At 67.6% G+C, this 23,899-nt stretch carries 15 protein-coding genes; 9 read left to right on the top strand and 6 right to left on the bottom strand.

Annotation, left to right across the window (positions count from 1 at the left end; genetic code table 11):
• The first annotated feature begins 8 nt into the window (after nt 1–8).
• Together QI554_RS03005 and QI554_RS03000 are read left to right on the top strand one after the other, a co-directional pair.
• Nucleotides 9–467, top strand: a complete 459-nt coding sequence (locus tag QI554_RS03005; RefSeq protein WP_281465466.1) for a hypothetical protein — start codon at nt 9–11, stop codon at nt 465–467.
• A gap of 31 nt (nt 468–498) precedes the next feature.
• Nucleotides 499–954, top strand: coding sequence for a nuclear transport factor 2 family protein (locus QI554_RS03000; RefSeq protein WP_281465464.1), 456 nt, complete (start codon nt 499–501; stop codon nt 952–954).
• Nucleotides 955–959: 5 nt separating this feature from the next.
• Here the strand turns inward: QI554_RS03000 and QI554_RS02995 are convergent, their stop codons facing one another.
• From QI554_RS02995 to QI554_RS02980, 4 genes are read right to left on the bottom strand one after another with little or no spacing between them, the layout of a single operon-like run.
• Nucleotides 960–2,228, bottom strand: coding sequence for a TIGR02679 family protein (locus QI554_RS02995; protein WP_281465462.1), 1,269 nt, complete (start codon nt 2,226–2,228; stop codon nt 960–962).
• Entirely contained in the window at nt 2,225–6,403 is a 4,179-nt protein-coding gene (locus QI554_RS02990; RefSeq protein WP_281465460.1) for a TIGR02680 family protein, read from the bottom strand. Before QI554_RS02990 ends, QI554_RS02995 begins: the two co-directional genes overlap by 4 nt.
• Nucleotides 6,400–7,632 carry a TIGR02678 family protein gene (locus QI554_RS02985; protein WP_281465458.1) on the bottom strand — a complete coding sequence of 411 codons (1,233 nt, stop codon included), beginning with the start codon at nt 7,630–7,632 and terminating at the stop codon, nt 6,400–6,402. The genes QI554_RS02990 and QI554_RS02985 overlap by 4 nt, the downstream gene beginning before the upstream one ends.
• Entirely contained in the window at nt 7,632–9,242 is a 1,611-nt protein-coding gene (locus QI554_RS02980; RefSeq protein WP_281465456.1) for a TIGR02677 family protein, read from the bottom strand. The genes QI554_RS02985 and QI554_RS02980 overlap by 1 nt, the downstream gene beginning before the upstream one ends.
• A 207-nt stretch (nt 9,243–9,449) precedes the next feature.
• On the opposite strand from QI554_RS02980, the gene QI554_RS02975 reads away from it, so the two are divergent.
• Nucleotides 9,450–11,531, top strand: coding sequence for an AIPR family protein (locus QI554_RS02975; protein ID WP_281465453.1), 2,082 nt, complete (start codon nt 9,450–9,452; stop codon nt 11,529–11,531).
• 5 nt (nt 11,532–11,536) lie between these two features.
• On the opposite strand, the gene QI554_RS02970 is transcribed toward QI554_RS02975, so the two are convergent.
• On the bottom strand, nt 11,537–11,986 hold the full coding sequence (locus QI554_RS02970) for an ATP-binding protein (RefSeq protein WP_281465452.1): 450 nt from the start codon (nt 11,984–11,986) through the stop codon (nt 11,537–11,539).
• Nucleotides 11,987–12,124: 138 nt separating this feature from the next.
• Here QI554_RS02970 and QI554_RS02965 point away from each other — a divergent pair, with 138 nt between their 5' ends.
• Entirely contained in the window at nt 12,125–12,973 is an 849-nt protein-coding gene (locus tag QI554_RS02965; RefSeq protein WP_281465450.1) for a helix-turn-helix domain-containing protein, read from the top strand.
• Nucleotides 12,970–13,182, top strand: a complete 213-nt coding sequence (locus tag QI554_RS02960; protein WP_281465448.1) for a DUF397 domain-containing protein — start codon at nt 12,970–12,972, stop codon at nt 13,180–13,182. Before QI554_RS02965 ends, QI554_RS02960 begins: the two co-directional genes overlap by 4 nt.
• Here the strand turns inward: QI554_RS02960 and QI554_RS02955 are convergent.
• The gene (locus tag QI554_RS02955) at nt 13,174–14,985 is read right to left on the bottom strand and encodes a DNA recombination protein RmuC (protein ID WP_281465446.1); all 1,812 of its coding nucleotides are present in this window, start codon (nt 14,983–14,985) and stop codon (nt 13,174–13,176) included. The genes QI554_RS02960 and QI554_RS02955 overlap by 9 nt on opposite strands.
• Nucleotides 14,986–15,128: 143 nt before the next feature.
• Between QI554_RS02955 and QI554_RS02950 the strand changes: the two genes are divergently transcribed.
• The 4 genes from QI554_RS02950 to QI554_RS02935 all read left to right on the top strand — a co-directional run bounded on the left by QI554_RS02950 (nt 15,129) and on the right by QI554_RS02935 (nt 23,884).
• A complete protein-coding gene (locus QI554_RS02950) occupies nt 15,129–17,273 on the top strand; it encodes an N-6 DNA methylase (protein WP_281465444.1) in 2,145 nt (714 codons plus the stop codon).
• 94 nt (nt 17,274–17,367) lie between these two features.
• On the top strand, nt 17,368–19,359 hold the full coding sequence (locus tag QI554_RS02945) for a type I restriction-modification system subunit M (protein WP_281465442.1): 1,992 nt from the start codon (nt 17,368–17,370) through the stop codon (nt 19,357–19,359).
• A complete protein-coding gene (locus QI554_RS02940) occupies nt 19,356–20,696 on the top strand; it encodes a restriction endonuclease subunit S (RefSeq protein ID WP_343230751.1) in 1,341 nt (446 codons plus the stop codon). Before QI554_RS02945 ends, QI554_RS02940 begins: the two co-directional genes overlap by 4 nt.
• Nucleotides 20,693–23,884: a type I restriction endonuclease subunit R gene (locus tag QI554_RS02935; protein ID WP_281465440.1), complete on the top strand. Its 3,192-nt coding sequence runs from the start codon at nt 20,693–20,695 to the stop codon at nt 23,882–23,884. The genes QI554_RS02940 and QI554_RS02935 overlap by 4 nt, the downstream gene beginning before the upstream one ends.
• Nucleotides 23,885–23,899 lie beyond the last annotated feature (15 nt).

Below are 23,899 nucleotides of genomic sequence, written 5' to 3'. Positions count from 1 at the left end.
ATGATCCGGTGACCACCTCCCCCGCCGCCGTCGCGGCCGCCACGTCCCCGAGCCCGACCCCGTTCCCCGTCCGCGTGCGCCGCGCGACCGCCGCCTGGGGTGCCGCCCGGATCGCGCTGGGCGTCGTCGCGATCACGGCGCCGCCGGTCGTCTCCCGGCCCTGGATCGGGCGCGACGTCCAGACGACGGGCGGCACCGTCTTCGCCAAGGCCCTCGGCGTCCGCGACATCGCCCTCGGCGCCGGCACCACCGCCGCGGCGTTCACCGGCAAGGGGCTGTCCGCCTGGGCGCTCGCCTCGGCCGCCGCGGACGTCGGCGACACGCTGATCACCCGGCACCACTGGCCCGACCTGCCCCGCACCCGCGTCGGCATCGCCGCCCTCGCCGGAGCGTCCGCCCTCACCGGCGTCGCACTCGCCGCCGCACACGCCCTGACAAGCCGTCAGTTCCAGCCCCGGAGCCATTGATTCCTCACGGCCCCCGGGCTACACCTGCCGGATGACCGACGACGCGAAGGACCTCGCCGCGGCAGCCCGCGAAGCCGTACTCGCCCACGTGCGCCACTGGAACAACCAGGACAAGGAGTCCTGGCTCAAGCTCCTCGCCGACGACGTCCACTACGAGGACCCGCCGGGCACCGTGGCCGCCATCGGCCGCGACGTCATGTCCGTCCAGGCCTGGGACAAGTCCTTCACCCCGGACAAGACCTGGATCCTCGAACCGCTGCTCGTCATCGCCTGCGGCCGCGAGGCCCAGGTCCACATGCGCAACCACGGCTCCGTCGCCGGCCGCCCGGCCTGGGTCGACAGCCTCGAACTGTGGCGCGTCAACGACGCCGGCCTCGTCGACTCCGTCCGCGCCTTCTGGGAGCCCCCGGCCGAGATCCACGCCCACCTGGGCCTCGCCACGTGGGAAGGCGCCACGACGATGGACCAGGTCGACGGCTCCGCCTGACCGACTCAGCCGTCCAGGAGATCGCTCACCAGGAGGTCCAGCACGGTCTCCTCTTCGACCTTGAGACCGATGCCGCACATCGCCGGCCCGAGCTCCGTGTCCCACGGGGTCGGCACCGGTTCGCCGACAAGTCTCTCCAGCGGCGTGGCGGCGGCTTGTGCCGCAGCCACGCCCGCCTCGTAGTCAGCCGCGTGCATGCGCCAGGGATCCGCGCCGTGACGCGTGAAGACGCGGTGCGCGAGCGCGACTCCGGGCCAGTCGAAATCGCCGTGGTAACGGAGCAGCGCGCCGCCGGCCGCCAGACGCGCCAACAACACCTGGACCACCGTCGCCGGGCTTCCGGCGGTGCACACCAGCGCGGTTCCGACAGCCCGATCCGCCGCCGCCTCCACTACACGGGGGTTCTCGCAGACGCTGACCACCGCCCCCTCAGGCACCAACGGCCCGCGGATCCGCGCCAGGTCCCGCTCGGTCAGATGTGACTCATAGGCCGCGTCGGCCCGCGCACGCAGACCGTCCTCGACGACGCCACGCCCGACCGGTCGCAGGCCGAGAGTGAGGACCGTGCTGGAAACCTGGTCCGTCGTCGCACCTGCCGCCTGCCAGAGCGCGCGACGCGCGGCGGCTTCGAGCGGCACTCGGTCGAGCCCTTGCCGTGCGGCGTACAGGCGCAGGACGATCCGCGCGAGGAGGGTTCCGTCGTCGAGTCCGTGCGCCGTCCCGGTGACGTCCGCAGCCAGCTCGCCACGCCCGAGAACGGCGTCTTCGGGGAGTGCGTCAAGCGTGGTCACAACGCGGACCGCCTGCGCCAGGAGCCGCTCGGCAATGCCTGCGTCGACGCGCCCAAGCGCGCCGCCACGCCGAAGACTGTCGATCCACGTCTGTGCGTCGTCCGGGAACGCGGCGGCCGCCAGCGCGTACGCGCCGTCCCAAAGGTCGTGTCTCTGCCGGTCCCGGGCGGTGCGCTCCGCACGCCTGTCGCGTACGGGCGGCCCCAATGCGGCGAGCACGTCCACCAGTCCGCGCTGCGCGGCCGAGCTCCGCAGCCGTGCGTCCAGTTCCGTCAGACGGACAGAAACTGGCCCGGAGAGTTGCAGCGGTTTGCCGAGCAGCACCGTGACGGCCTGCCGCTGCGCGATGTCGAGATCGTCCAGGCGGATCGATGTCGCGAGGTCGACGCCGTTGCGTTCCAGGCGCTGCCGGGCGCGCCGCCACAGTTCGGCGAACAGATCGTCGGCCAAATGCTCACGTACCCGTGAATCAAGGTCAGTCACCCTGCCACCACCAACCGCTGCCTGGCTCCCTCCCAGACGAAGTGCTGTAGTGCCACACCCCGTTGGTGCGGGTCGCGGAGGCACTCGTAGATGTGCAGCGCGGGCACCTGGCGGAAGGTGCCCCAAAGCCGCTCGCTGGTGAGCACGAAGTCGAGGTCGAGCTGTACGAGCAGGTCGAGCAGACGACCGTGGGTCGGCTCGTCGACCTTGGCGAACGCGTCGTCGAGCAGGATCATCCGAGGTACCGGCAGTCCTGAACCCGCCACGGAACTGAAGTGGGCGGCGGCAGTGGCGAACAGCACGAGGTAGGAGATGACCCGCTGTTCGCCTTGGCTCAAGCCGATCCGCGACGTGAGGACCCGGTGGCTTCCCGGGTGTGCGGCGTCCACCACATGCACCTTGAAGATGAACCAGTCGCGGTAATCGAGGGCACGGCGCAGGTGCTGCGCGTATCCGGCGGTCGGGTCGTCGGCGCGTACCGACTCGATGCGGCGTTGCAGCGCCTCACGCAGCTGGGCCGTCTCCTCGCGGCTGCGCATTGCCGCGGATCGGGTGAGCAGCGCATGTGCCGCGACCACATCCGCGTCCGCCTTGTCGCGGAGTTCCCACACCAGTCGTGCACCGAGTCCGTGCGACGTACGCACGTCGTCGAGGGTGTCGTTCATGAGCTTGATCAACTGGCGTGCCGCGAAGACCTGGTGGGTCAGGTTGTCGCCGAGTTCACCCAGCAGATAACGCTCGAAGACCTCGCGCTCGCGCGTCGACACGCGGGTCCGCGCGTCCTCGGCTTGGCGCGCGAGCCGCCGGGCGACGAGTGCGACGTCGTGCCGGCCCTGGTCGTCGGTGACGTGGCACAGCCACACGCCGGATTGCTCCTCCAGGGCCGCGTCGTATCCGCCTCGGATGCCGTCGCGCAGGTCGTTGAAACGGTTGTGGATCTGGGTCTCGGTCAGGTCCCTGGTCCGCGGTCCTAGCATCGCTTCGAGGCCGTCGAGGAGTTCGCCCAGACTCCTGATGCGCTCCCGCACCCCGGACCCGGGAGGCTCGGGTGCGGTCAACAGCGTCGCTTCGGCATCCAGTCCGGCGCCACGCAGCACCTCGGGCAACGCCAGTACGCGGCGGAGGTTCCCCCCGGCCCCGACCACGGCGTCCTCGCTCACACCGAGATCGACGCGCCGGGCGTCGCGTTCCGATGCCGCACGGACCCGTCTGTCGCGCATTTCGATTGCGCGGCCGCGGGCTTTGGGAAGCCTGCCTCGGACGCCCTCAAGCCGTGCTGCCACGGCTCGTTCACGCCGTAGCACCGCCTGCGGATCCTCCCCGAGGGCCTCTTCGAGAGCCAGGAGTTGCGCATGCGCCGCCTCCAGCTCGGCCACAGCTGTCCCGTGCCGGTCCTCCGCCTCCACCCGCTTTTCCCGCGAGCGCTCCCACGCCTGCCGACTGTCGTCGTGCGTGGCCATCGCACCTTCGGTCGCGGTCACCGCGCGACGGAGCCGCGGCAGCTCCTGAGCCAGGCGTTCGGCCATGCTCCGCGTCCGCGCGAGGGCGACGCGGTCCGCCGGCAAAGCATGCGACGTCGCGTATGCGTCGGCTTCCCGGCGCGCCTTGACGGCCTCGGCCCGGGCTCCCTCGGCAGCACGCCGCGCCGGCCCCAGTCGGCCGCGCAACTCGTCGGTGTCGCGGCAGGCCCGCTCATGGAGGACCCACGCCGCGGCGAGTTCCCGGCCTACAGGAATCACCCGCAGCAGCCCACGCAGCCCCTCGAGCCGTGCCTCGACGTCGTCGAACACCTGCCGGGCGGCCTCGGTCCGCTCGCCCGCCTCGCAGATCTCGGCATCGAGTTCGGCGATCCGGCGACGCCGTGTCTCGGCTCGCATCTCGGCCCCGACGAATTCGGGATGCGTCTTGTGGTGCGCGCCGTGGGCGGCGCCTAGGCGCCAGCTGCCATCCGGCGAGATCCGACTCACTCCCCCATAGAGTCCGATCGACGCCAGCAACTCCGCGACATGGCCGTTCGCGATCCCGCTGCCCGGCACACGCACCGGCTCCAACACAGCGGCGAGGGAGGGTCCTTCAATCGGTTCGCCCGCAGACAACACGATGTCTCGAACGGCCAGGTCGCTGCCCTCGGCCTCGGCAGCGACCCACGCGTCAAGGAGTCCCGAAGCTTCGAGCGCCGCCTCGATCCCGGCCTGCTCGGCGGCGCCCAGACCGGCGCGGAAGGCCACCAGCCGATAGAACGGCGCGCCGGTACCGGCGGTCCGCGGCGCGCGTCTGTACCGGAACGGCTCCGGCTCGAGGTCGGCCAGCGCCTCCCACCGGGCACGCTCAGCCGCGAGCTTCTTCCCGTGTTCGCGGCACCCACGCAGTTCGGCAAGCGCGCTGTCCCGCTGCTCACGGAGCTGTGCAAGCAGCGGCTCGGCGATTTCGTGCGCGGTGGCGGCCACTGCATCCGGTGTGTCGGCCGACAAGGCGCGCTCTTCGAACGGCAGCGCGGCGTCGCCCGGCGCGCCGACGAGCTCCCGGATGGCACGCGCAGCGCTTCCCAGGCCCTCGGCCCACCGACGCGTCTGGTCGGCGTAGGCGTCACCAGCCGCGATGACGTGGGCCTGTGCCTCCTCGACCCGGGCCGTCGCCGACTCGTACGCCGCGTCGAGCCGAACGACCTCGGCCTCAGATTCAGTGGCAACGCCGCTGAGGCGTGCCGCTTCGGCCAACGCGCCGTCGAGCGTGTCGGCGGCCCGTAGCCGCGCCTTGACGACAGGGACGCTGACGTGCAGTTGGTCCGCCCATTCCCGGAGTTCCGTCACGAGGTGCGCGGTGGCGACGGTGGCGACCGCAGGCCGGACGACCTCGGACCCTGTCACTGTCTCGACGACACGCGGAGCGACGGATTCAAGGCGCGGTGAGGGCGCAGATCCGAGGTGTGCAGCGTCCACACCGGACTCCGCGGCGAGCCGCGCGAGTTCCTTCAGGTCTCGAGCGTGTCCGGTGGTTTCCGTACGGATCCGCGCGACCTCTGTGGCAAGGCGCTGTGCGGCGGCCGTCTCGGACTCCCGGGCCGACTGCGCCGTGCGTTCTTCGGCTCCGGCCGTTTGTTCGACGGCCTGCACCGCACGCCGGCGGTCCTGGAGATGCACCACTCCGCGGTAGAGGTCGCTGTCACGGACGCCTTGGAGCTCGGCCTCGGCAGCACGCTCCTCGTCCTCGAGCGCCGTCACTGCCTTGCCCGCGTCTGTCTCCTCCAGGACTAATCCGGCTACGGTGCGCTCGGCCTCGCCGGCCACGCGACGCGCGGTCCCGAGTCCTTCGAGGCGCTCGCGCACCTGCCCTGCCCTGCCCCGCAGGACTCCGTGGAGATACGCCTGGTAGCCGCTCAGGAACTGCTCCACGGCACGCTCGACGACCTCGACGTCGTGCAAAGCCGTCCTGATCGTGTCGAGGTCGTCGAGGTTCTGCGCGACTCTGTCCAAGATGTCGTCGTCCAGCGGCGGCAGCGCCTCGGACAGGACCGAGGTAAGGCCGCCTTCCTCGATCCGGTCGCCCACGGTCGGGCGGCGCAGCCGGTGCAGCAGGTGGGTGAGGCTGCGGTAGCGGGCGGCGTCGGTGATGCCGAACAGCTCGCGGGCGACGCGGGCCCGGTAGTCGACGGCGCGGTCGAACCAATTGCCCGAGCCCACGGCTTCCTTGAGCGCGTCGATCGGCAGCGGCTGCCCGTCCGCAACCAGGGCGAGTTCGTCGCCCACTCCGAGCGGCGTGATGAAGAACAGCGGCTTGGCTTCCTGAGTGGACGTGGAGGCGCGCACGGCGGCGCCCAGGGTGACGCGTCGCCGTTCGTTGTCCGCGTCTGTGCGCAGGAATTCGATCCACAGGTACCCGAGCCGATTCGTCCTCTCGTAGCCGTCCAGCATGAGCCATTTGAGTGTGGTGCGGCCCGAGCCGGTGCTGTCGATGAGCCGCGACTCACCGTCGAGGAGGAACGGGAGCAGCATCTCCAGTGCCTTCGACTTGCCCGCGCCGTTCTTGCCGCGCAGCAGGAGCCGTCCGTCGCCGAAGTGGAACTCGGCGTCGTCGTACTGCCAGACGTTGCGGATCCCCGCCCGATTGATGCGGTAGCGGTGCGGGTGTCGTGGAAGTGGCGGCACCGGATTGGGCAGCATGCTCGCGGTCGTCACAGGTCCAGTTCCTCCTGTACGCCCCCGGGGCGCCCGACCGACGACCGACGGAGAAGTTTCGTGGTTCGGCGCTCGTGCGCCGCGTAGCGGCCCGCGACGGCAAGCAACTCGAGGCCCTTCTCGGGCGTGCGGCGCATAACGCGCATGCGGATCAGCAGGTCGACGACCTCGGCGCGCAGGCTGTGCGGCTGGGCCACGAGGTCTTTCTGCCATCCGGCGACCCGCGCGTACTCGTCGACGAGGTCGCCGAGATGCCGGGAAAGCAGGTCGTCGGACACGGTGAACGCGGGATCGTCGCCGGTCGGCCGCGCCTCGGCCAGCAGGCGGCCGATCAGCAGCAATCCGGCCTGGGCTACCGTGCCCGTGCCGGGAAAACGGATGTCCGAGAGCTCTTCGGCCGGGTCAAGCATGGCCACGCCTTCCGCGCGGATCTCGGCTTCCAGGCCGAACCTCTCCTGGAACAACTGGGCTTCGCGGCGCTGGTTCCTGCGCAGCCAGTCGTCCTCCTCCGGGGTCAGTTCGTCCCGAATCACCACCGGAGTCTCGGCGAGCCGGCGGCGCACCGGGATCCGCTGGCGGTCGCGGCCCGGGTCCGCCGCGCGGGCGATCAGGTCCTCGGCGTCGTCGGCATCGGGGAATGGCCCGTTGAGCAGGTTGCGGGCGAGGTCACGGTCGACGGTCAGAAGGGCTTCACCGTCGTCGCGCTCGGCATACGCCGCGACGCTGCCTTCGGTCTCCGTCAGCACTCCCCACACCACCAGCTGCCGCAGTGCCGCGGTGAGAGTGCGCAGTTCGCTGCGCCGGCCGACGTCGTCCAACTCGATGTCCGCATCCGCCGCCGCTGCACGGACGTCCGCGACCAGCACCGAGAGAAGCATCTGCTCGGGCGCGGTCACCAGCACCGCGAGCGACAACGCGAGATAGGCGTAAGTACGCGGGCTGAAAGGTGTCCCAGTGGCGCGGGCCAGGCCCCGGCCCGCGCCGACCCCCGGCCCCGCTTTGAAGAGACGGGCGAAGCCCGCCTCGACGATCAGGTCGTACTCGAGGAATCGGCGGAACATGTCGGCAAGCCAGTCGGCGTGGCGGCGGATGAGCGGGAAGACGTCGGCATGCGGGCCGTCTTTGCGGACCAGCGCCTCCGCGAGCAGGAGGCGGGCGGCGGCGCGGCGCTCTGCGGCGATACCGGCATCGTGGTCCACAATGGACGGGCGGCGAGGTTTCGCCGGCATCAGTCACCGGTCCCGGTCAGGCGGTTCGCAGACGCGAGTTCGTCGGCGTCGGCTCCCACGATGTCCAACGCCAGGCCTTCGAGTTCGAAGTGGCCTTCCGCGGTGGCCAACCGAAGTACGTAGCCTGGCACGGGCCGGACCCGCAGGCCGATCCCGAGGTGGGGCACACGGGCTTCGGCACCGTCAAGCGCGCCGGCCTGTGCGTTGCCCAAGGCGGTGGCGAGGAGTTCCAGGAGCAGGCTGTGCGCCGCGCCCGAAAGACGTATGTCCTCCAGCCGACCTGCCGCGGACCGCAACTCGGCGGCGGCCGCCGCCCTGAGCCGTGCCCGCTCAGCCGCTTCGGACAGCAGCTTCTCCTTTTGCGCCGCATGGTCTTCGACCGCCGCCGCCCTGCCGCGGGCTATGCGCTCGCCCCGCTCACGAAGCGCGACCGGAACATCGACCACAGGCCCCGTCCACCAGCTCGTGGTCGCGGGTTCGGGGCGGTCGAGGTCCCCGGGGTAGGCGAGGTGCCGTGCCGGGTACAGGCCGAACGCGGCGGCGAAGAGGTCGTGGGCGGTGGCCTCGTCCGCCCGGTCGAACCACCGCGCCAACCTGAGCAGGTATCCGCGCCGCGACTGGCCGGAGTGGGACGACCGGATCATCCGCTTCGCGTTCATCAGTAGGGAGGACAGCGCCCGCAGTGTCGCGTCGCGCAGCTGCTCGACCTGGCTGCCGTCCGCCGACGCGTCTCCGGCCGCGGTGAACCAGCCCCGCAGCGCCTCCCAGTCCGCGAGGTCCCGGCCTTGCGTGCGCTGGACGCGTGCGCCGCCCACGGACTCCAGACCGGACAGGCCGGGGCTGGCCTCGTCGATGCGACGCAGCAGTCGGGGTAGGTGCGGTGCCAGGATGCGCAGCGAGTCCTCGATGCGGGGCGCGTGATAGGACACGTCCTCGCGTATCGCCTCGACGTAATCGAGGAGCAGTTCCTTGAAGCCCCGGTACTCGGCGCCGTCAAGGTCGTAGCGGGAAAGCACGTCGCCGAGGTAGGCGTAGAAGTCGCGTACCGACTCGGCGAACTCCCCGAACTGGACGAACACCGTGGCGATGGTGTCCCGAGCGTGCTCCGGATCCATCGCGCCTACGCCACCCGGAAGTTCGACGGCGTCGGCGAGCTCGGCCAGTCCGCGGTCGACCATGCCCAGCATCTCGGCGGCGACCTCACGAGCGGCGTCGGCGTGCCCGAGGACGTCGTCCACACCCCGTTGCACGCGCTCGCCGAGTTTGGACACCTGGTACCGCGACCTGGCGCGCTGGAACTCGCTGATGCTGTGGGCTTTGACCCGGTGGGTGCTGCGCAGCAGGTTGCCCCACTCCACGAGCTGGTCGAGCCGGGCGACGACCACGTCCGGGCCCACCTGCGGCAGCCGAGCGGCCACGTCCGGCGCAGCGAGATCCGCCAACAGGCTGCCGGTGAACAGCCGCATGACCGCGAGGTAGTCGTCCCGCTCTGGAGCAGTCAGGTAGGCGTAGGCGCTCAGCCGGGAGCGGTCTTCCTCTTCCGGCTGGTCGACTGCCGCCGCGTCGGGCGGGTTCTCGTCCCCCATACCGTCGACAGGGTAGAGCGCCACAGGGCGAACCATCCGGCGAGTTGCCCAACTGCCCGAAATATCCTGCTGTTGCCCCCACTTCGGACCGAGCAGGACCGGAATGCCGTCATGTACTCGTCTGATGCAGGGCTAGGCTCGGCAGCCCACAGCGGAATGCGCAACGTCGGGGGTACGGTGAGCAACAAGGGTCGGGGGCCAGTGCGCGTCACGCCTCAGGAGTTGTACACGATGCGCTCGGCACTCATCGCCACGTATCGCGGCCTCATCGACGAGTCCGACCTGCAACGCAATTCGGAGCCGGAACGCGATCGCGCCTTTCTGTCCCGTGCCGTCGCGGCAACCGCGATCCGACACGTCACCGGCTGGGCCCACGAGGACTGTGCCGCCGCCGTCGTCGACGGGAGCCACGACAACGGCATCGACGCGGTCGCCGTAACCGAGGCCTCACGGGTGTGGCTCGTCCAGGCCAAGTGGAAGGACTCGGGCACAGCCGGCTTCCAGACGGACGCCGCACGAGCCTTCATAGAAGGGCTCCACCTGTTGGAGCACCGGAAATTCGATCTGTTCAACGACCGAATCACGCCCTTCACACAGAAGCTCGACGCCGCTCTGCGTGACACCAACCTCAAGATCACCCTGGTTGTCGCCGTCGTCGGCAACGATCCGCTCCACGACGACACCAAGGCGATCCTGAACCGCGCTGTCGACGACCACTACGGGCACGGCCCGATGCTGGACTACCGCCTCATGGGAGCGGCTGAACTCCTCCAACAGCTCCGGGACGACCGCTCACCCGATCCGGTTCACATCACGGCGCGGATGCCACAGTGGATCAAGCGTGACCTCCCCTTTCCCGCCTACCAAGGCTCGGTCTCCGCCGGCCAGGTGGCCGAGTGGTACGACGAGCACGGCTCCAAGCTCTTCACCGAGAACATCCGCCAGTCGCTCGGGGCGACCCGGATCAACACGGGGATCCAGCAGACGCTCACCGGTGAACCCGACAACTTCTGGTACTTCAACAACGGCATCACGATCCTGTGTGACGAGATCGTCCCCGACTGGCCGGGGCGCCGCGTGCCGAACGAACCCGTCGTGCTGTCGCTCAAGCGCGCCAGCATCGTCAACGGCGCGCAGACTGTTACCGAGATCGCGAAGGCGATGGAGCACCACCCGGAGACGGTCGAGTTCGCCGACGTCTCACTCAAGGTGATCTCGCTCGGCGCCGAGCGGGGCTCGTACGCGGCCCGTATCACCGAGACGACCAACACCCAGAACGACGTCTCGGAACGCGACTTCATCGCCCTTGACCCAACCCAGGCAGACATCCGGAGCGACTTCGACGTCATGCTCCAGAAGGCCTACGTCGTAAAACGCGGCGAGGCCGATCCGGCCCCCGAGGCCGGTTGCTCGGTCGAGCACGCCGCCATCGCCCTGGCCTGCGCCCACAACACACCCGAACTCGCGGTACGTGCCAACAAGAGCACCGACCTTCTCTGGGAGCGTGGATCGAGCGGCGCGTACCAGCGCCTGTTCGGCGAACGGCCGAGTGCCCTTCGGATCTGGCACAGCGTGCTGATCCAGCGTGCGGTCGGCGACGCCCTCGACGCGTCCCGGAAGGCTCTACGTGGGCGCGCCGTCGACGTTTCCAAGCGCGGCGACCTCATTGTCGCCCACCTCGTCTTCCAGCTGATCGACACCGACGAGATCGACGAGCCCGACTACGACATCACGCCGATTCTCAAGTCGGTGCCTGCCCTCACCGAGTCGGTGCTGTCCTGGCTGATCCACCACGTCGACTCCGAGTTCGGCACGAATTCATTTCTCACCAGCACCTTCACCAACGAGAAGCGCTGCAAAGCACTCGCTGAGGCGGTGGTGCGCGATGTTCGCCGCGGAGGCCCCGTCCCTGAACTGCCCGAGGACTACCAGCCTCCGGCGCGCACGGCGCGGCAGACGCGCCGTCCGCCCACGGTTCCAACGCTCGTCAATGCGGAGATTCTCCCTGCGGGCACGCGCCTGACGTACGTCGCAGGGAACGTCCCAGAGGCCGAGGCGGTGAACTCCTGGCTCGCCGAGGATCCGGCCCGCGGTCAGGCCACGTGGCAGAACGAGCGGACCCGGCCCCTGCTGTGGGCATACGACGGCCAGACGTATACCGCCAACAAGCTGGTGCTGAAGATCTGGGAGTTGGCGGGTTGGAATGAAGCACCAGTGGCCGTGCAAGCTCCGGCCCGCTGGACCCCAGACGGGAAGCGGAACCTGTACGAGATCGCGGTGGACTGGCTCGACGCCCAGAACGACGAGGAGTAGACCGGTCACGGCGGCCTGACGGCGACCGCGGAAGAGGACAGCTCGGCCCACACCGTCTTGCCGCCGCCGGCGTGCGGTTCGACGCCCCAGGCGTCAGCGATGGCATCGACGATCAACAGTCCGCGGCCGGATTCGGCGGTCGCGGCGGGACAGCGCACGTGAACGCGTTCAAAGTCGCCTGCCGTGTCAGTCACTTCGAGGCGGACGGCCGCTGAAGGCGTGTCGCGCGTGAGCCGGATCTCGAAGTCTTCGGCCCAAGCGCCCGCATGGGCCACTGCGTTGGCTGCAAGCTCGCCGACAACGAGCGCGACGGCTTCGACGAGTGGGTGATCCGGAGGCCAGCCCCAATACGTGAGGTGCTCCACCGCAAGCAGGCGTGCGAGACGCGCGCCTCGAGCGGTCGAACTGAAGCGCTGCTCGAACGCGTCCGCTCGGGTGGTGATTTCGTAATTCACGCCACCGAACGTTTCCGGACATGCCTACCCTGGCCAAGCACTGCGCCCAGTACAGAGCGTGCGTGGACGTGTGCGGACAGCTGCCCGTCCGGGCTGCCGGGCGGACACCGAGACTGGCTGCGAACAGGGGGACGGCGCATGGCCGATCCGGACGACGAAGACGCGGGCGACGGTGCGGTGGATCTGTTCCGCGCACTCGGCCGAATGGTGAAGGTGCTGCGGGAGCGGGCAGGGCTGACACAGCGGCAGCTCGGCGAGCGCCTGGGGTACAGCGAGGAACAGATCTCGTCGCTGGAGCGCGGGCGGCGCGTTCCACAGGACGAGTTCCTGGACGCGGTTGACGGACTACTGGGCGCCAACGGCATGTTGTCCGCCGCGAAGGAGGACGTGGCGCGGGCCAAAGCGAAAGCGCGGGTGAGGCACCCGGCGTGGTTCCGCGATTACGCGAGGCTGGAGCGGGAGGCGGTGGAGCTGAACTACTACGGAGCCCTCGCCTTGCCGGGTGTGTTGCAAACAGAAGGTCACGCGCGTGCGGTCTTCACGAGCCGTCAGCCCCTGCTCGACGAAGAGACTGTGGAGATGCGTGTCGCCGCCCGGCTGGCCCGGCAACAGGTACTCACGCGATGGCCTCCGCCTCAAACCACCTTCACTATCGAGGAATCCGCGCTTCAGCGCCCCATCGGGGGCAAGGAAACGCATCGAGGGCAGCTCGAGAGGCTTCTCCAAATCGGACGTCTGCGCAACGTCGAACTTCAGGTAATGCCGACCGATCGCGACGAACATCCGAGTCTCGGAGGACCATTCACGCTCCTCACTCCCAAAGGGCGGCCGCAAGTCGCCTATGTTGAGGTTCAGAACATCAGCAGACTGATCACTGAACCAGAAGAGGTCCGCATCCTCGCGGCAAGGTACGGCAGCATCCGTGCGCAAGCCCTGACGCCGCAAGAGTCCGCCTCCTTCATCGCCAACATGCTGGGAGACCGATGAATCGTTCTGCCGCCGTCTCGCAGAACCACAGCCCGACCTGGATCAAGAGCAGCTACAGCAGCGGCGAGGGCGGCGAGTGCGTCGAAGTCGCCGCACTCGCCCCCACCGACACCGCCGTTCGCGACAGCAAGCGCCCGTACGCCGACGCGCTCCGCTTCACCTCGGGCGCTTGGAGCGGGCTCGTGACCGGACTGGGCCGCTCACGCTGAGCCGTCCGCCGGATCGACGCCGCGCGCGGGCGGGATCTCCAAGGTCCCGCTCGCCGCGCTCGCCTCGACCAGCTCGGCGGCGGTCAACGGGCGCGGGGCCGCCTCGATGGCCATAGCCGGCGGCAGCGGCTTTGCCCCGACCTTGAGCTGCTGGAAGCGGCGGGCGCTGACCAGCATGCGGGACTCCATGGACCCGACCGCCTTGTTATACGCGTCGACTGAGCCGCCGAGCTCCTTCCCGAGCTTGGCCATGTGCTCGCTGAACACGACGATCCGGTCGTAGAGTTCACTGCCGATCTCATGCACCTCGCGCAGGTTCTCGGCGAGGCCGGCTTGCGTCCACATGAGCGCGACCGTGCGCAGCAGCGCCATGAGCGTCGTGGGTGTGGTGATCACGATGCCCTTGTCCAACGCGTATTCCAGCAGGCCTCGATCGGCGTCCAGCGCGGGACCGAGGAACGCTTCGCCCGGGATGAACATGATCACGAACTCCGGCGACGCCTTGCGCAGCTTGTGGTACTCCTTGGATGCCAGGTTGTCGATGTGCTTCCGCACCTGCTGTGCATGGTCCTTCAGCCGCGCGGCCCGCGTCGTGTCATCGGCGGCTTCCGCGGCCTCCATGAACGCCTTGAGCGGCACCTTCGCGTCGACGACGGCTTCCCGGCCGTCGCTGAGGTACACCACCATGTCCGGGCGCAGCAGCCCGCTCTCGCCGCGGCTGCTGACCTGCTCCTCGAAGTCGCAGCGCTCGGACATGCCGGCCAGCTCCGCCGTACGCCGCAGCGTCATCTCGCCCCAGCTGCCGCGCACCTGCGGCTTCTTGAGGGCGTCGACGAGTGATTGGGCCTGATCACGGAGCCTGCCGGTCTCCTCGTGCATCCCCACGATCTGCTGCTTGAGTTCGGCTTCGGCGGCAGTGCGGCGCTCCTCCAGCTTCCGCACTTCCTGATTGAGCTGGTCGAGCCGTTCGCGCACCGGGGTCCCGATCGCACCGAGCTTGTCCTCGGCGGTGGACAGCAGTGCCGCACGGTTCGTTTCCAACGCCTTGTTCGACAGGGCCGCGAAGCGGTCCTCCATGAGCTTCGTCGCCTCGACGCGGAGGCGTTCGACCTCGTCCCGGGCGGAGTCGAGGACGGCGGCCTGCTGTTCGACCGACTTCTGACGTCCCGCCAACTCGGCGTGAGCGGCCTTCAGAGTGTCGAGCTCGTCGCGAAGCGCCGAGGCTGTGCCGTCCGACTTGGCTGCAGCCTCGCGGACATCGGAAAGCTCGCGGGTGCGGTCGGCCAGCTGGCTGCGGAGGCCGTCGGACTCGGCGCGCGCTTTGGCGAGGTCACGCTCGCTCGCCTGGACCTTGTCACGGGCCGCATCGCGCTCAGCGGTGAACGCCACAGCGGCTTGCTGGACACCCGCGAGCTCCCTCCCCTGGGCCTCGTACTCGCCGCGCACTGTCGCGAGCTCATGCGCAAGGTCGTCCCGCCGGTTCTCGGTGGACGTCTCGGCCTCACGCGCCGCGCCAAGAGCAGTTTCCAGGCGGGCGAGCTGGACGTCGCGCTCGGCTAACGTCGCCCCGAGTTCAGCGGCCCGCTGCCCGTGCGAGCTGGCCTGCGCCTCGATGCGCTCGGCGCGGGAGCGGCATTCCTGCGCCTCCGCCTCGGCACGAGCACGCGCTTCGTCGGCGGCATTGCGGGCGGCTTGAGACTCCGCGAGCGCCGCCCGCGCTCTGGCGCGGGCCAGCAGCCCGCCCATCGCTACGCCCAAGGCGAGAGCGGCAAATACGGCAAGAACGGTGATGACTGCGGTCATGGAGGGCTCCGAGGTAGATGTTTTCACTCCATCGAGATCAGGAGAGCATCAGAGTGAAAGCGCTGTCAATCGACTTGACCGAATTGGTGGGTGCGCTATGGTGAATACATCCACCGACATGCCCGGCTCGAAGAGGGGGACCTGTGACCGACCAGGCCACGCTGGTCACGGCTGCCGAGATCGGCCGGATCGCGGGGGTGACGCGCGCGACCGTAAGCAACTGGCGGCGACGCCACGGCGACTTTCCGGCACCGATCGGCGGCAGCGACGCGAGCCCGCTCTACGACTTGACGGCCGTACGGACGTGGCTGGACGCCCGAGGGCAGGCGTCCGGCGCGTCACCTGTGACCGAGCTCCGGACGGTGCTGCGTCTCCACCCGGACGCCTCGCAAGCCGTGAGCCGACTGCTCCCCCTGGTCGCCGCCCTATCCAAACTTCCGCCGAGCGACATGGCAGACCTCGCGGAACTGTCGGACAAGGCACTGACCGCTCGTGCGAATTCCGAGGCCACCGGCCTGGCCGAGGCCGTGCCGGGCGTGGATACGGTGCGGTACTTGGCGGCCGACGCCCCCGCCATCCGGGCTCTGCTCGTGTGCGTACGCGCGGAGGGCGGTCAAGCCGCTCTCGACGCACTGGCCGAGCGGGAGCTCGACGACAGCGCGGCGGCCGGCGCTTATCAGACACCCACTGGGCTGGCCCGACTGATGGCGTCGCTTCTGACCGTCGGCTGCGTACGCGTACTCGATCCAGCCTGCGGAAGCGGAACACTCCTGGAGGCCGCGGCGCGACGCAGCGCATCGGAGCTGTACGGGCAGGATGTTCTGCCGGTGCAGGCCCGGCGTGCGGCCGTCAGCTTGATGCTGTCATCGCCGGATGCCCAGGTACGTGTGCGTGCCGGGGACAGCCTGCGTGCGGATGCCTTTCCGGATGTCATTGCCGATGGCGTGCTATGCAATCCGCCTTACGGCGACCGGGATTGGGGGCACGAGGAGCTGGCATACGACCCGCGCTGGGCGTACGGAGTGCCCTCACGCGGAGAATCGGAGCTGGCTTGGATGCAGCACGCGCTTGCTCATCTGAAGCCCGACGGGTATGCGGTGTTCCTGGTCCCACCCGGGGTCGCCTTCCGCACATCGGGTCGACGCATCCGAGCGGAACTGACCCGCGCTGGGGCGATTCGCGCTGTCGTGGGGCTTCCGGCGAGGGCATCCATGCCGCTGCATATTGGGCTTCAGGTGTGGGTGCTGCAACGGCCGGAGGTCGGGGGCGCCGAGCGTCGATCTGTGTTGTTCATCGACGCGAATGCCAGCCAACGTCAGGACAACACGACGAGCCCGGAACCCGTCGGCTCGTCGCGGCCGCGCCATCGTCGAGAGAGCTTGGATTGGGACAGCCTCACAAGCGCGGTACTCGGGCACTGGGAGCGGTTCCGGGAAGCCGCGGACACATTCGAAGACACGGCAGGCGAAGCCCGCGCAGTCTCGATCCTGGATCTACTCGATGACGTCGTCGATCTGACTCCGACGCGGCATGTCCGGGTCGCTCCGACAGCGGCTGACCCAGCCGCGGTCTCGCAGCTGGCACGCACGAGCCGCGATCGGCTGGCGAAATTGGTGAACTCGTTTGCAGCGTCAGCGTCCTACGGGGACTGGCAGCCCGTCGGCGACACCCCACGGGAGTGGCGTACAGCAACGATCGCTGACCTGGCACGCGGCGGCGCGATCGAAATGCTTCGGACAACGCCGGGCACGAAGGATGATGCGCTGGAAGCATGGCGTACCGAGAATGAGGGACGCCGGGTGCTGACCGCCCTCGACATCGCACGCGACGAGGCTCCGTCGGGATCCCTGACCGATCTCTCGTCCGAAACGGCGCCGATCATCCTCGAAGGTGACGTCCTCCTGCGCTCGGTCGCCGGTGGTGGCGGTCCAATGGCGAGGGTTGCCGGCGAGGACGACGCTGGAAGTGTGCTCGGTCGGATGCTTTTGCTCCTGCGTCCGGATCCCTCGCGGCTGGATGCGTGGTTCCTAGCCGGCTTCCTAGACGACACAGACAACATCGCCGGGGCGTCGACGGGCACCGCGACGATCCAGGTGCAGCCGGGTCGGTTGCGCGTGCCGTTGCTGCCGTTGGATGAACAACGCCACTACGGCGAGGCGTTCCGCAGAATCCGCGAGCTACGCACTGCAGCTAGCCGAGCCGCAGACGCGAGCCGTGATGCGGCCGCACTCCTCGCCACAGGCCTGACAACCGGCGCGCTGCTCCCGCCCGACCACGACTCCGGCTGAACAGCCACACGATCTTCAACGATCCACCAGACTTGACCCCGTACACCCGCTCGGTTGGGTGTCCCACTCGGTTCGGAAGGAATTCGAGGACCCGTTGAACAGCAGCAAGCACACGGAGCTGGCAAACCAGGCGTGGTCGGTCGCCGACCTGCTGCGCGGCGACTACAAGCAGTCCGACTACGGCAAGGTGATCTTGCCGTTCACCGTGCTGCGACGCCTGGAGTGTGTCCTAGAGCCGACAAGGGATGCAGTAGTCAAGAAGGCCGCGGAGCTGGCAGGTCGGGATCTCGATCCCGACAGGTTCTTGCGCAGCGCATCCGGTCAGCGTTTCTACAACAAGAGCGACCTGACCCTCAAGAAGATCGCCGACGACCCTGCGCACGCGGCTGCGAACCTGCTGATCTACATGGGCTCGTTCTCGGACAACGCCCGTGAAGTTCTGGAGAAGTACGAGTTCGCGCAGCAGGTCCGGCGGCTCGACCGAGCGAACCTGCTGTACCTGGTGCTGAGCGAGTTCGTGGACCTCGACCTACACCCGAAATCCGTTCTCAACCACAACATGGGCTACCTGTTCGAGGAGCTGATCCGCCGGTTCGCCGAGCTCTCGAACGAGACAGCTGGTGAGCACTTCACTCCGCGCGAGGTCATCAAGCTGATGGTCAAGCTCCTGGTGACACCGGACGCCGACGCACTGGGCATTCCCGGAGTCGTCCGCACAGTGATGGACCCAGCTTGCGGCACCGGTGGCATGCTTAGTGCTGTCGAGGACTTCGTCCGCGAGCACAACAAGGCCGCCAAGGTTGAGGTCTACGGACAGGAGCTCAACCCGGAGTCGTGGGCCATCTGCCGATCAGACTTGATGATCAAGGGTCAAAACCCCGACAACATTGCATTCGGAAACTCCTTCACCGTGGACGGACACGAGAAGGCAACGTTTGACTACATGCTGGCGAATCCCCCATTCGGCGTGGAGTGGAAAAAGGTCCAGAGCCAGGTCGAGGACGAGTACAAGAAACAAGGAGATTCCGGCCGTTTCGGCGCAGGGTTGCCGCGAATTAACGACGGCTCGCTGCTGTTCTTGCAACACATGCTGTCGAAGCGGAAGCCGGTGGACGGGAACGGTGGAGGCGGCAGCCGGATCGCCATCGTCTTCAATGGCTCGCCGTTGTTCACCGGGGCGGCAGAGTCGGGCGAGTCGAAGATCCGCCAGTGGATCTTGGAGAACGACTGGCTTGAGGCTATTGTCGCACTGCCAGACCAGCTGTTCTACAACACGGGCATCTCGACGTACTTCTGGATCCTGACGAACCGCAAGTCGCCGGACCACAAGGGCAAGGTCATTCTGCTGGACGCCCGCGCCTACTGGCAAAAGATGCGCAAGTCGCTCGGCGACAAGCGGAAGTTCATCCCAGACGAGCACATCGCCGAGGTCACGCAACTGTATGGAGAGGCCCTCCAGGTCGCGCAAGATCCCGAGCACCCGCTGCACGGCAAGGTGAAAGTCTTCCCGAACGAGGACTTCGGATACCGCCGCATCACCGTCGAACGCCCACTCAAGCTCCGGTTCGAGCTGACCGACGAGACGTTGTCCGCGCTCGCAGACGCAAAGCCCATCCAGAAACTTGCGAATGCCGACGATTTCGTAGCAGCCCTACGCCCCCTCCTCGGCTCTACCTGGTCCACAAAGTCCGAAGCATTCCTGGCACTGAAGGATGCTCAGGTGGCGGCTGGCCTGAGCTGGCCGACCGGCGCCCCGTTCACGAAAGCACTGCGCGACACCATCGGCGTGCGGACTGCTGACGGCGAAGTCCAGGAGATCAAGGGCGATCCCGAGCCCGACACAGAGCTGCGCGATTACGAAAACGTCCCGCTCGACGAGGACGTCGAGGAGTACCTCAAGCGCGAGGTCGCCCCCCATGTCCCGGACGCCTGGATCGACCACACGAAGACGAAGATCGGCTATGAGATCCCGTTCACCCGCCACTTCTACGTGTACGACCCGCCTCGCCCGCTGACTGAAATCGATGCGGATTTGCAAGCACTGGAAGCCGAGATTCAGATGCTGCTGAGCGAGGTGACGGAGTGAGCGCCATCTTTGGAGTGAACCTCCCGCCAAGTTGGGCATCCGCGCCGTTGAAACACTTGACGACACATTTGAATCGCGGATCTGCACCGACCTATGCCGACGCGGGGCCGGTTCGCGCCATCAGCCAAGCCGCCAATCAGGAGACCGGGCTTGAGTGGGAGCGGACTCGATACCACGACCATCGGGGACCTCTGAGTCGGCTCAAGGGACTCCTCTACCCGCGGGACATTCTCGTCAACTCGACAGGTACGGGCACTTTGGGGCGCGTCGGATACTTCTCCTCGCCACCTGACAAGATCCCGTGCATGGCAGATAGTCACGTGACTGTGGTGCGCACAAATCCGAATGTTCTGGACTCGCGATATTGCTACTATTGGCTGAGCTGCCACCCTTTCCAGGTGTACACACTGTCCGCGCTCGCAGTAGGAGCAACCAATCAGATCGAACTCAACCGAGACCGCCTCGGAGATGCTCCCGTCCCAGTCCCGCCTCTCGACGAGCAGCGCCGCATCGGCGACTTCCTTGACACAGAGACCGCGCGAATCGACCGCATCAATTCCCGGCGCGCCACCCAAGCGAAGCTTCTTGAAGAAAGGGCTTACGCCGTGGTGTCAGACGCGCTCATCCCTGGAATTCTCACGAGTCCCCGCCAAATTGGCCCATGGCCATGGCTCCCACAAATGGACGTGGGGCGCCCGCTGGTTCGATTGGGATATGTCTGCCGCCTGCAAAACGGGTTGACTGTGGACAGCGGCCGCGACCTAAGTGGCGATGTCGTATCGCTTCCGTATCTCCGGGTGGCAAACGTTCAGGCCGGCCGCCTGGAACTCGACTCCGTGAAGGAAATCACCGTTCGACGTTCGACGGCAGAGCGGAGCATGCTGCGTGCGGGTGATGTCCTAATGACCGAGGGGGGCGACTTGGACAAGCTCGGCCGTGGGACCGTTTGGCATGGTGAGCTAGCCTCCTGCCTCCACCAGAACCATATCTTTGCCCTGCGCCCGGAAGCAGAACGCTTGGATGCCGAGTACCTGGCGCTCATGACGCAGACAGTGCACGGACGATGCTATTTCGAAAGCACTGGAACTCGCACCACGAATCTGGCATCGACCAACAGCAGCAAGATTATGAGCTTCCCGATCCCTCTACCAAGAATCACCGAGCAGCGACGGATGGTTAGCCAGGCTCAGACTTCCCTGGACCGTATTCGCCGCCTTCGCGACCTGCTGGGACAACAAACCTCGTTGCTAGCGGAAAGCCGTCAGGCACTCATCACTGCCGCTGTGACTGGGCAGTTCGACGTATCTACCGCGAGCGGGCGAGGAGTTGTGTCATGAGTCCCGTCTATGACGAGTCCACCTTCGGCGGGGCCATCATTGCGGCCTTGGTCGAGCGTGGTGGGTGGGCCGTCGGGAACCCTCGTCACTACCAACCTGACCTCGGGCTTGATACTGCCCAGCTCTTCGAGTTCATCGGGGATACGCAACCCGACGAGTGGGAAGAGCTTGTCTCGCTCTACGGCGGCGACCGTAACGAAGCACAGCGTGGGTATGCCAGGCGGCTGGATCAGGCCATCGCCACCGACGGACTCCTTGACGCCCTCCGGAAGGGGGTCAAGGACCGGGGCGTCCTCATCAGGCTTGCCTACTTCAAGCCGAACCTGGTTCCGGATGACTCCGCGCTGGACAACTATCGGGCGAACCGGCTGACCGTTGTCCGTGAGCTCGAATACGCCACCAAGCAGGCCGACTGGCACAACCGCCTTGACCTGACGCTCTTCCTCAACGGGATCCCCGTCGCGACGGCCGAGCTCAAGAACCCGCTCACCCGCCAGGGCGTCGAGAACGCCAAGGAGCAGTACCGGTCCGAGCGTGACCCCACGGAACTCATCTTTGCTCGTCGGGTCATCGCGAACTTCGCCGTTGATCCCGATCTGGTCTTTGTCGCGACGCAACTGCGTGGCGCGCAGACCCAGTTCCTGCCCTTGAACACGGGCTCCGCAGGCCCCGGGCTCCCTGGCGGCAAAGGCAACCCCGCGCCCACCGTCCCCGGCCAGCACGCAACGGCCTACCTCTGGGAACAGATCTGGCAGCGGGACAACTGGCTCGACTTGCTGCAACGCTTCGTCCACGTCCACAAGTCCAAGAAGCCCGGCGGCCGCACGGACACGGTGACGATCTTCCCTCGCTACCACCAGTGGGACGTCGTCAAGAGGCTCACCGCGCACGCCGCCACCCATGGCGCCGGCCACAACTACCTGATCATGGCCTCAGCCGGGTCCGGCAAGTCGAACACCATCGGTTGGCTCGGCCACCGGCTCAGCGACCTGCACACGCCGACCAACCCATCCGAGCTGGACCCAACGGCCGCCGCCAACGGCCTCGAACCTGGCGTCCCGGTCTTCGACAAAGTCATCATCATCACCGACCGCCGCAACCTGGACTCCCAGCTCCGGGAAACCGTCGGCAGCTTCGAGCAAACAGTCGGCCTCGTCGTCAAGATCGACGAGAAGCACGGCGCGAAGTCTGAGCAACTGGCGAACGCGCTCTCCCGTGAGACCGGGAAGATCGTCACCGTCACGCTGCATACCTTCCCCGCCCTCCTCGACTACCTCCAGCGCAATCCGACCGAGATCCAGGGCAGCAAGTTCGCGATAATTGTCGACGAGGCCCATTCCTCGCAGTCGGGCGACGCCGCCACCGCGGTCCGCGCGGCGCTCCGCAACCTCGGTCTCGACGCCGATGATGACGAACAAGGCGCCGCCCGGGTCGAGGAGACCACGGTCGACGTGCAGCTCAAGCAGAAGGCCGAGCAGCGCGGCCGGGCCGCTAATCTCTCTTACTTCGCGTTCACGGCTACCCCGAAGTCGAAGACGCTCGAACTCTTCGGTACGCCGGACACCGTCGACGGCAAGCTCACGTACCGCCCGTTCCACACCTACTCGATGCGCCAAGCCATCGAAGAGGGCTTCATCCTCGACCCGCTCCGCAACTACGTCACCTACAGCACGTATTGGAAGCTGGTCAACGAGAACCCCGACGAGCGCGAGGTGGACCCGAAGAAGGCCAACAGCCTGCTCGCCCGGTTCGCGCTCACCCACGAGTCGACCGTGTCGCAGCACGCGCAGATCATCACCGAGCACTTCATCGCGCACAGCCGCGGGCGGCTCGGCGGCCGCGCGAAGGCGATGGTCGTCACCGCATCCCGGCAGAGCGCCGTGCAGATGGCGCGGGCGATCAAGCAGTACATCGGCGACCGCGACTACGACAAGAAGTACCCCGACCTCGGCGTCCTCGTCGCCTTCTCGGGGTCTCTCACCTATGAGGGCGACGAGACCACCGAGTCCAAGGAGAACGGCGGGATCCCCGAAAGCGCCCTGCCGAAGGCGTTCGCGTACACCCGCGCCGACGACAAGGCCACTCGCTCCGGCGGCCGGGGCCAGCAGGAGTTCCGCATTCTCGTCGTCGCGGAGAAGTACCAGACGGGCTTCGACCAGCCGCTGCTGACCACCATGTACGTGAACAAGAAGCTCGCCGGCATCTCTGCGGTGCAGACGCTTTCCCGTCTCAACCGCACCGCCCCGCGCAAGGCGCAGGGCGACCTGGCCGTCATCGACTTCGTCAACGACGCCGAGGACATCAGGGAGTCTTTCCGCCCGTACTTCGAAGAGGCGATGACGCTCCCGTCCGACCCGAACCTGCTCTACACCGCGCAGAGCCGGGTGATGTCCGCGCCGATCCTCACCGAGCGGGAGATGCAGGAGTTCGCGGCCGCGTACCTCGCCGCCGAGCAGAAGGCCGCCGGCTCGTCGGCCAAGTGGGAGCGGCTGCACGCCGAGCTTTACCGGCTGCTCAACCCGGCCGTCGAGCGCTTCACCGCGCTCGCGGACAGCGAGGACGAGGACGACCAGAAAACCGCCGAGGACTTCCGAGCCGACCTCAACGACTATGTCCGCAAGTATGGGTTCCTGGCGCAGATCGTCCCGTACCGTGACGCCGACCTGGAACGCCTCTACCTGTACGGCCGGCATCTCCTCAACCGGCTCCCCCGCCGCGCCGACGGCGGCGTCGACATAGGGGAAGTCGACCTGAGCCACATGCGCGTCGAGCAGACCGGCGAGCACGACCTCAGCCTCTCCCCCGAAGGGCCGACAGTGATGCCCGGCTTCGGCGACGGCACGGGCGGCGCGGCCGAGCCGGAGAAATCACCACTGTCGGAGCTGATCGAACGCTTCAACGAGAAGTTCGGAACCGAGTTCACCGAACAGGACGTCATTCGGCCGTTCGAGGAGGCTATGGCCGATCCGAAGGTGCGTCTCGCGGCCGTCGCCAACGACGACCCGGACAACTTCGGTGTGGTCTTCGACGACGTGTTCGAGGACAAGATGGCCGACCACATCGACACCATCGCCGATATGGGGCGCCAGTACTTCGGCCCCGACCGCAGTTTCAAGAACTCGCTGAACCGCAGCGCTCGGCGCGCCGCATGGCGGATGATCCGCCGCCAAGAAGGCGTCGAGGACTGATGGACACGCGTGCCG

The sequence above is a fragment of the Yinghuangia seranimata genome, from assembly GCF_029953285.1.
In the GTDB taxonomy this organism is placed as follows: domain Bacteria; phylum Actinomycetota; class Actinomycetes; order Streptomycetales; family Streptomycetaceae; genus Yinghuangia; species Yinghuangia seranimata.
Note: the sequence above shows the minus strand (reverse complement) of the source record. Positions and strands in the feature narration are given on the sequence as shown.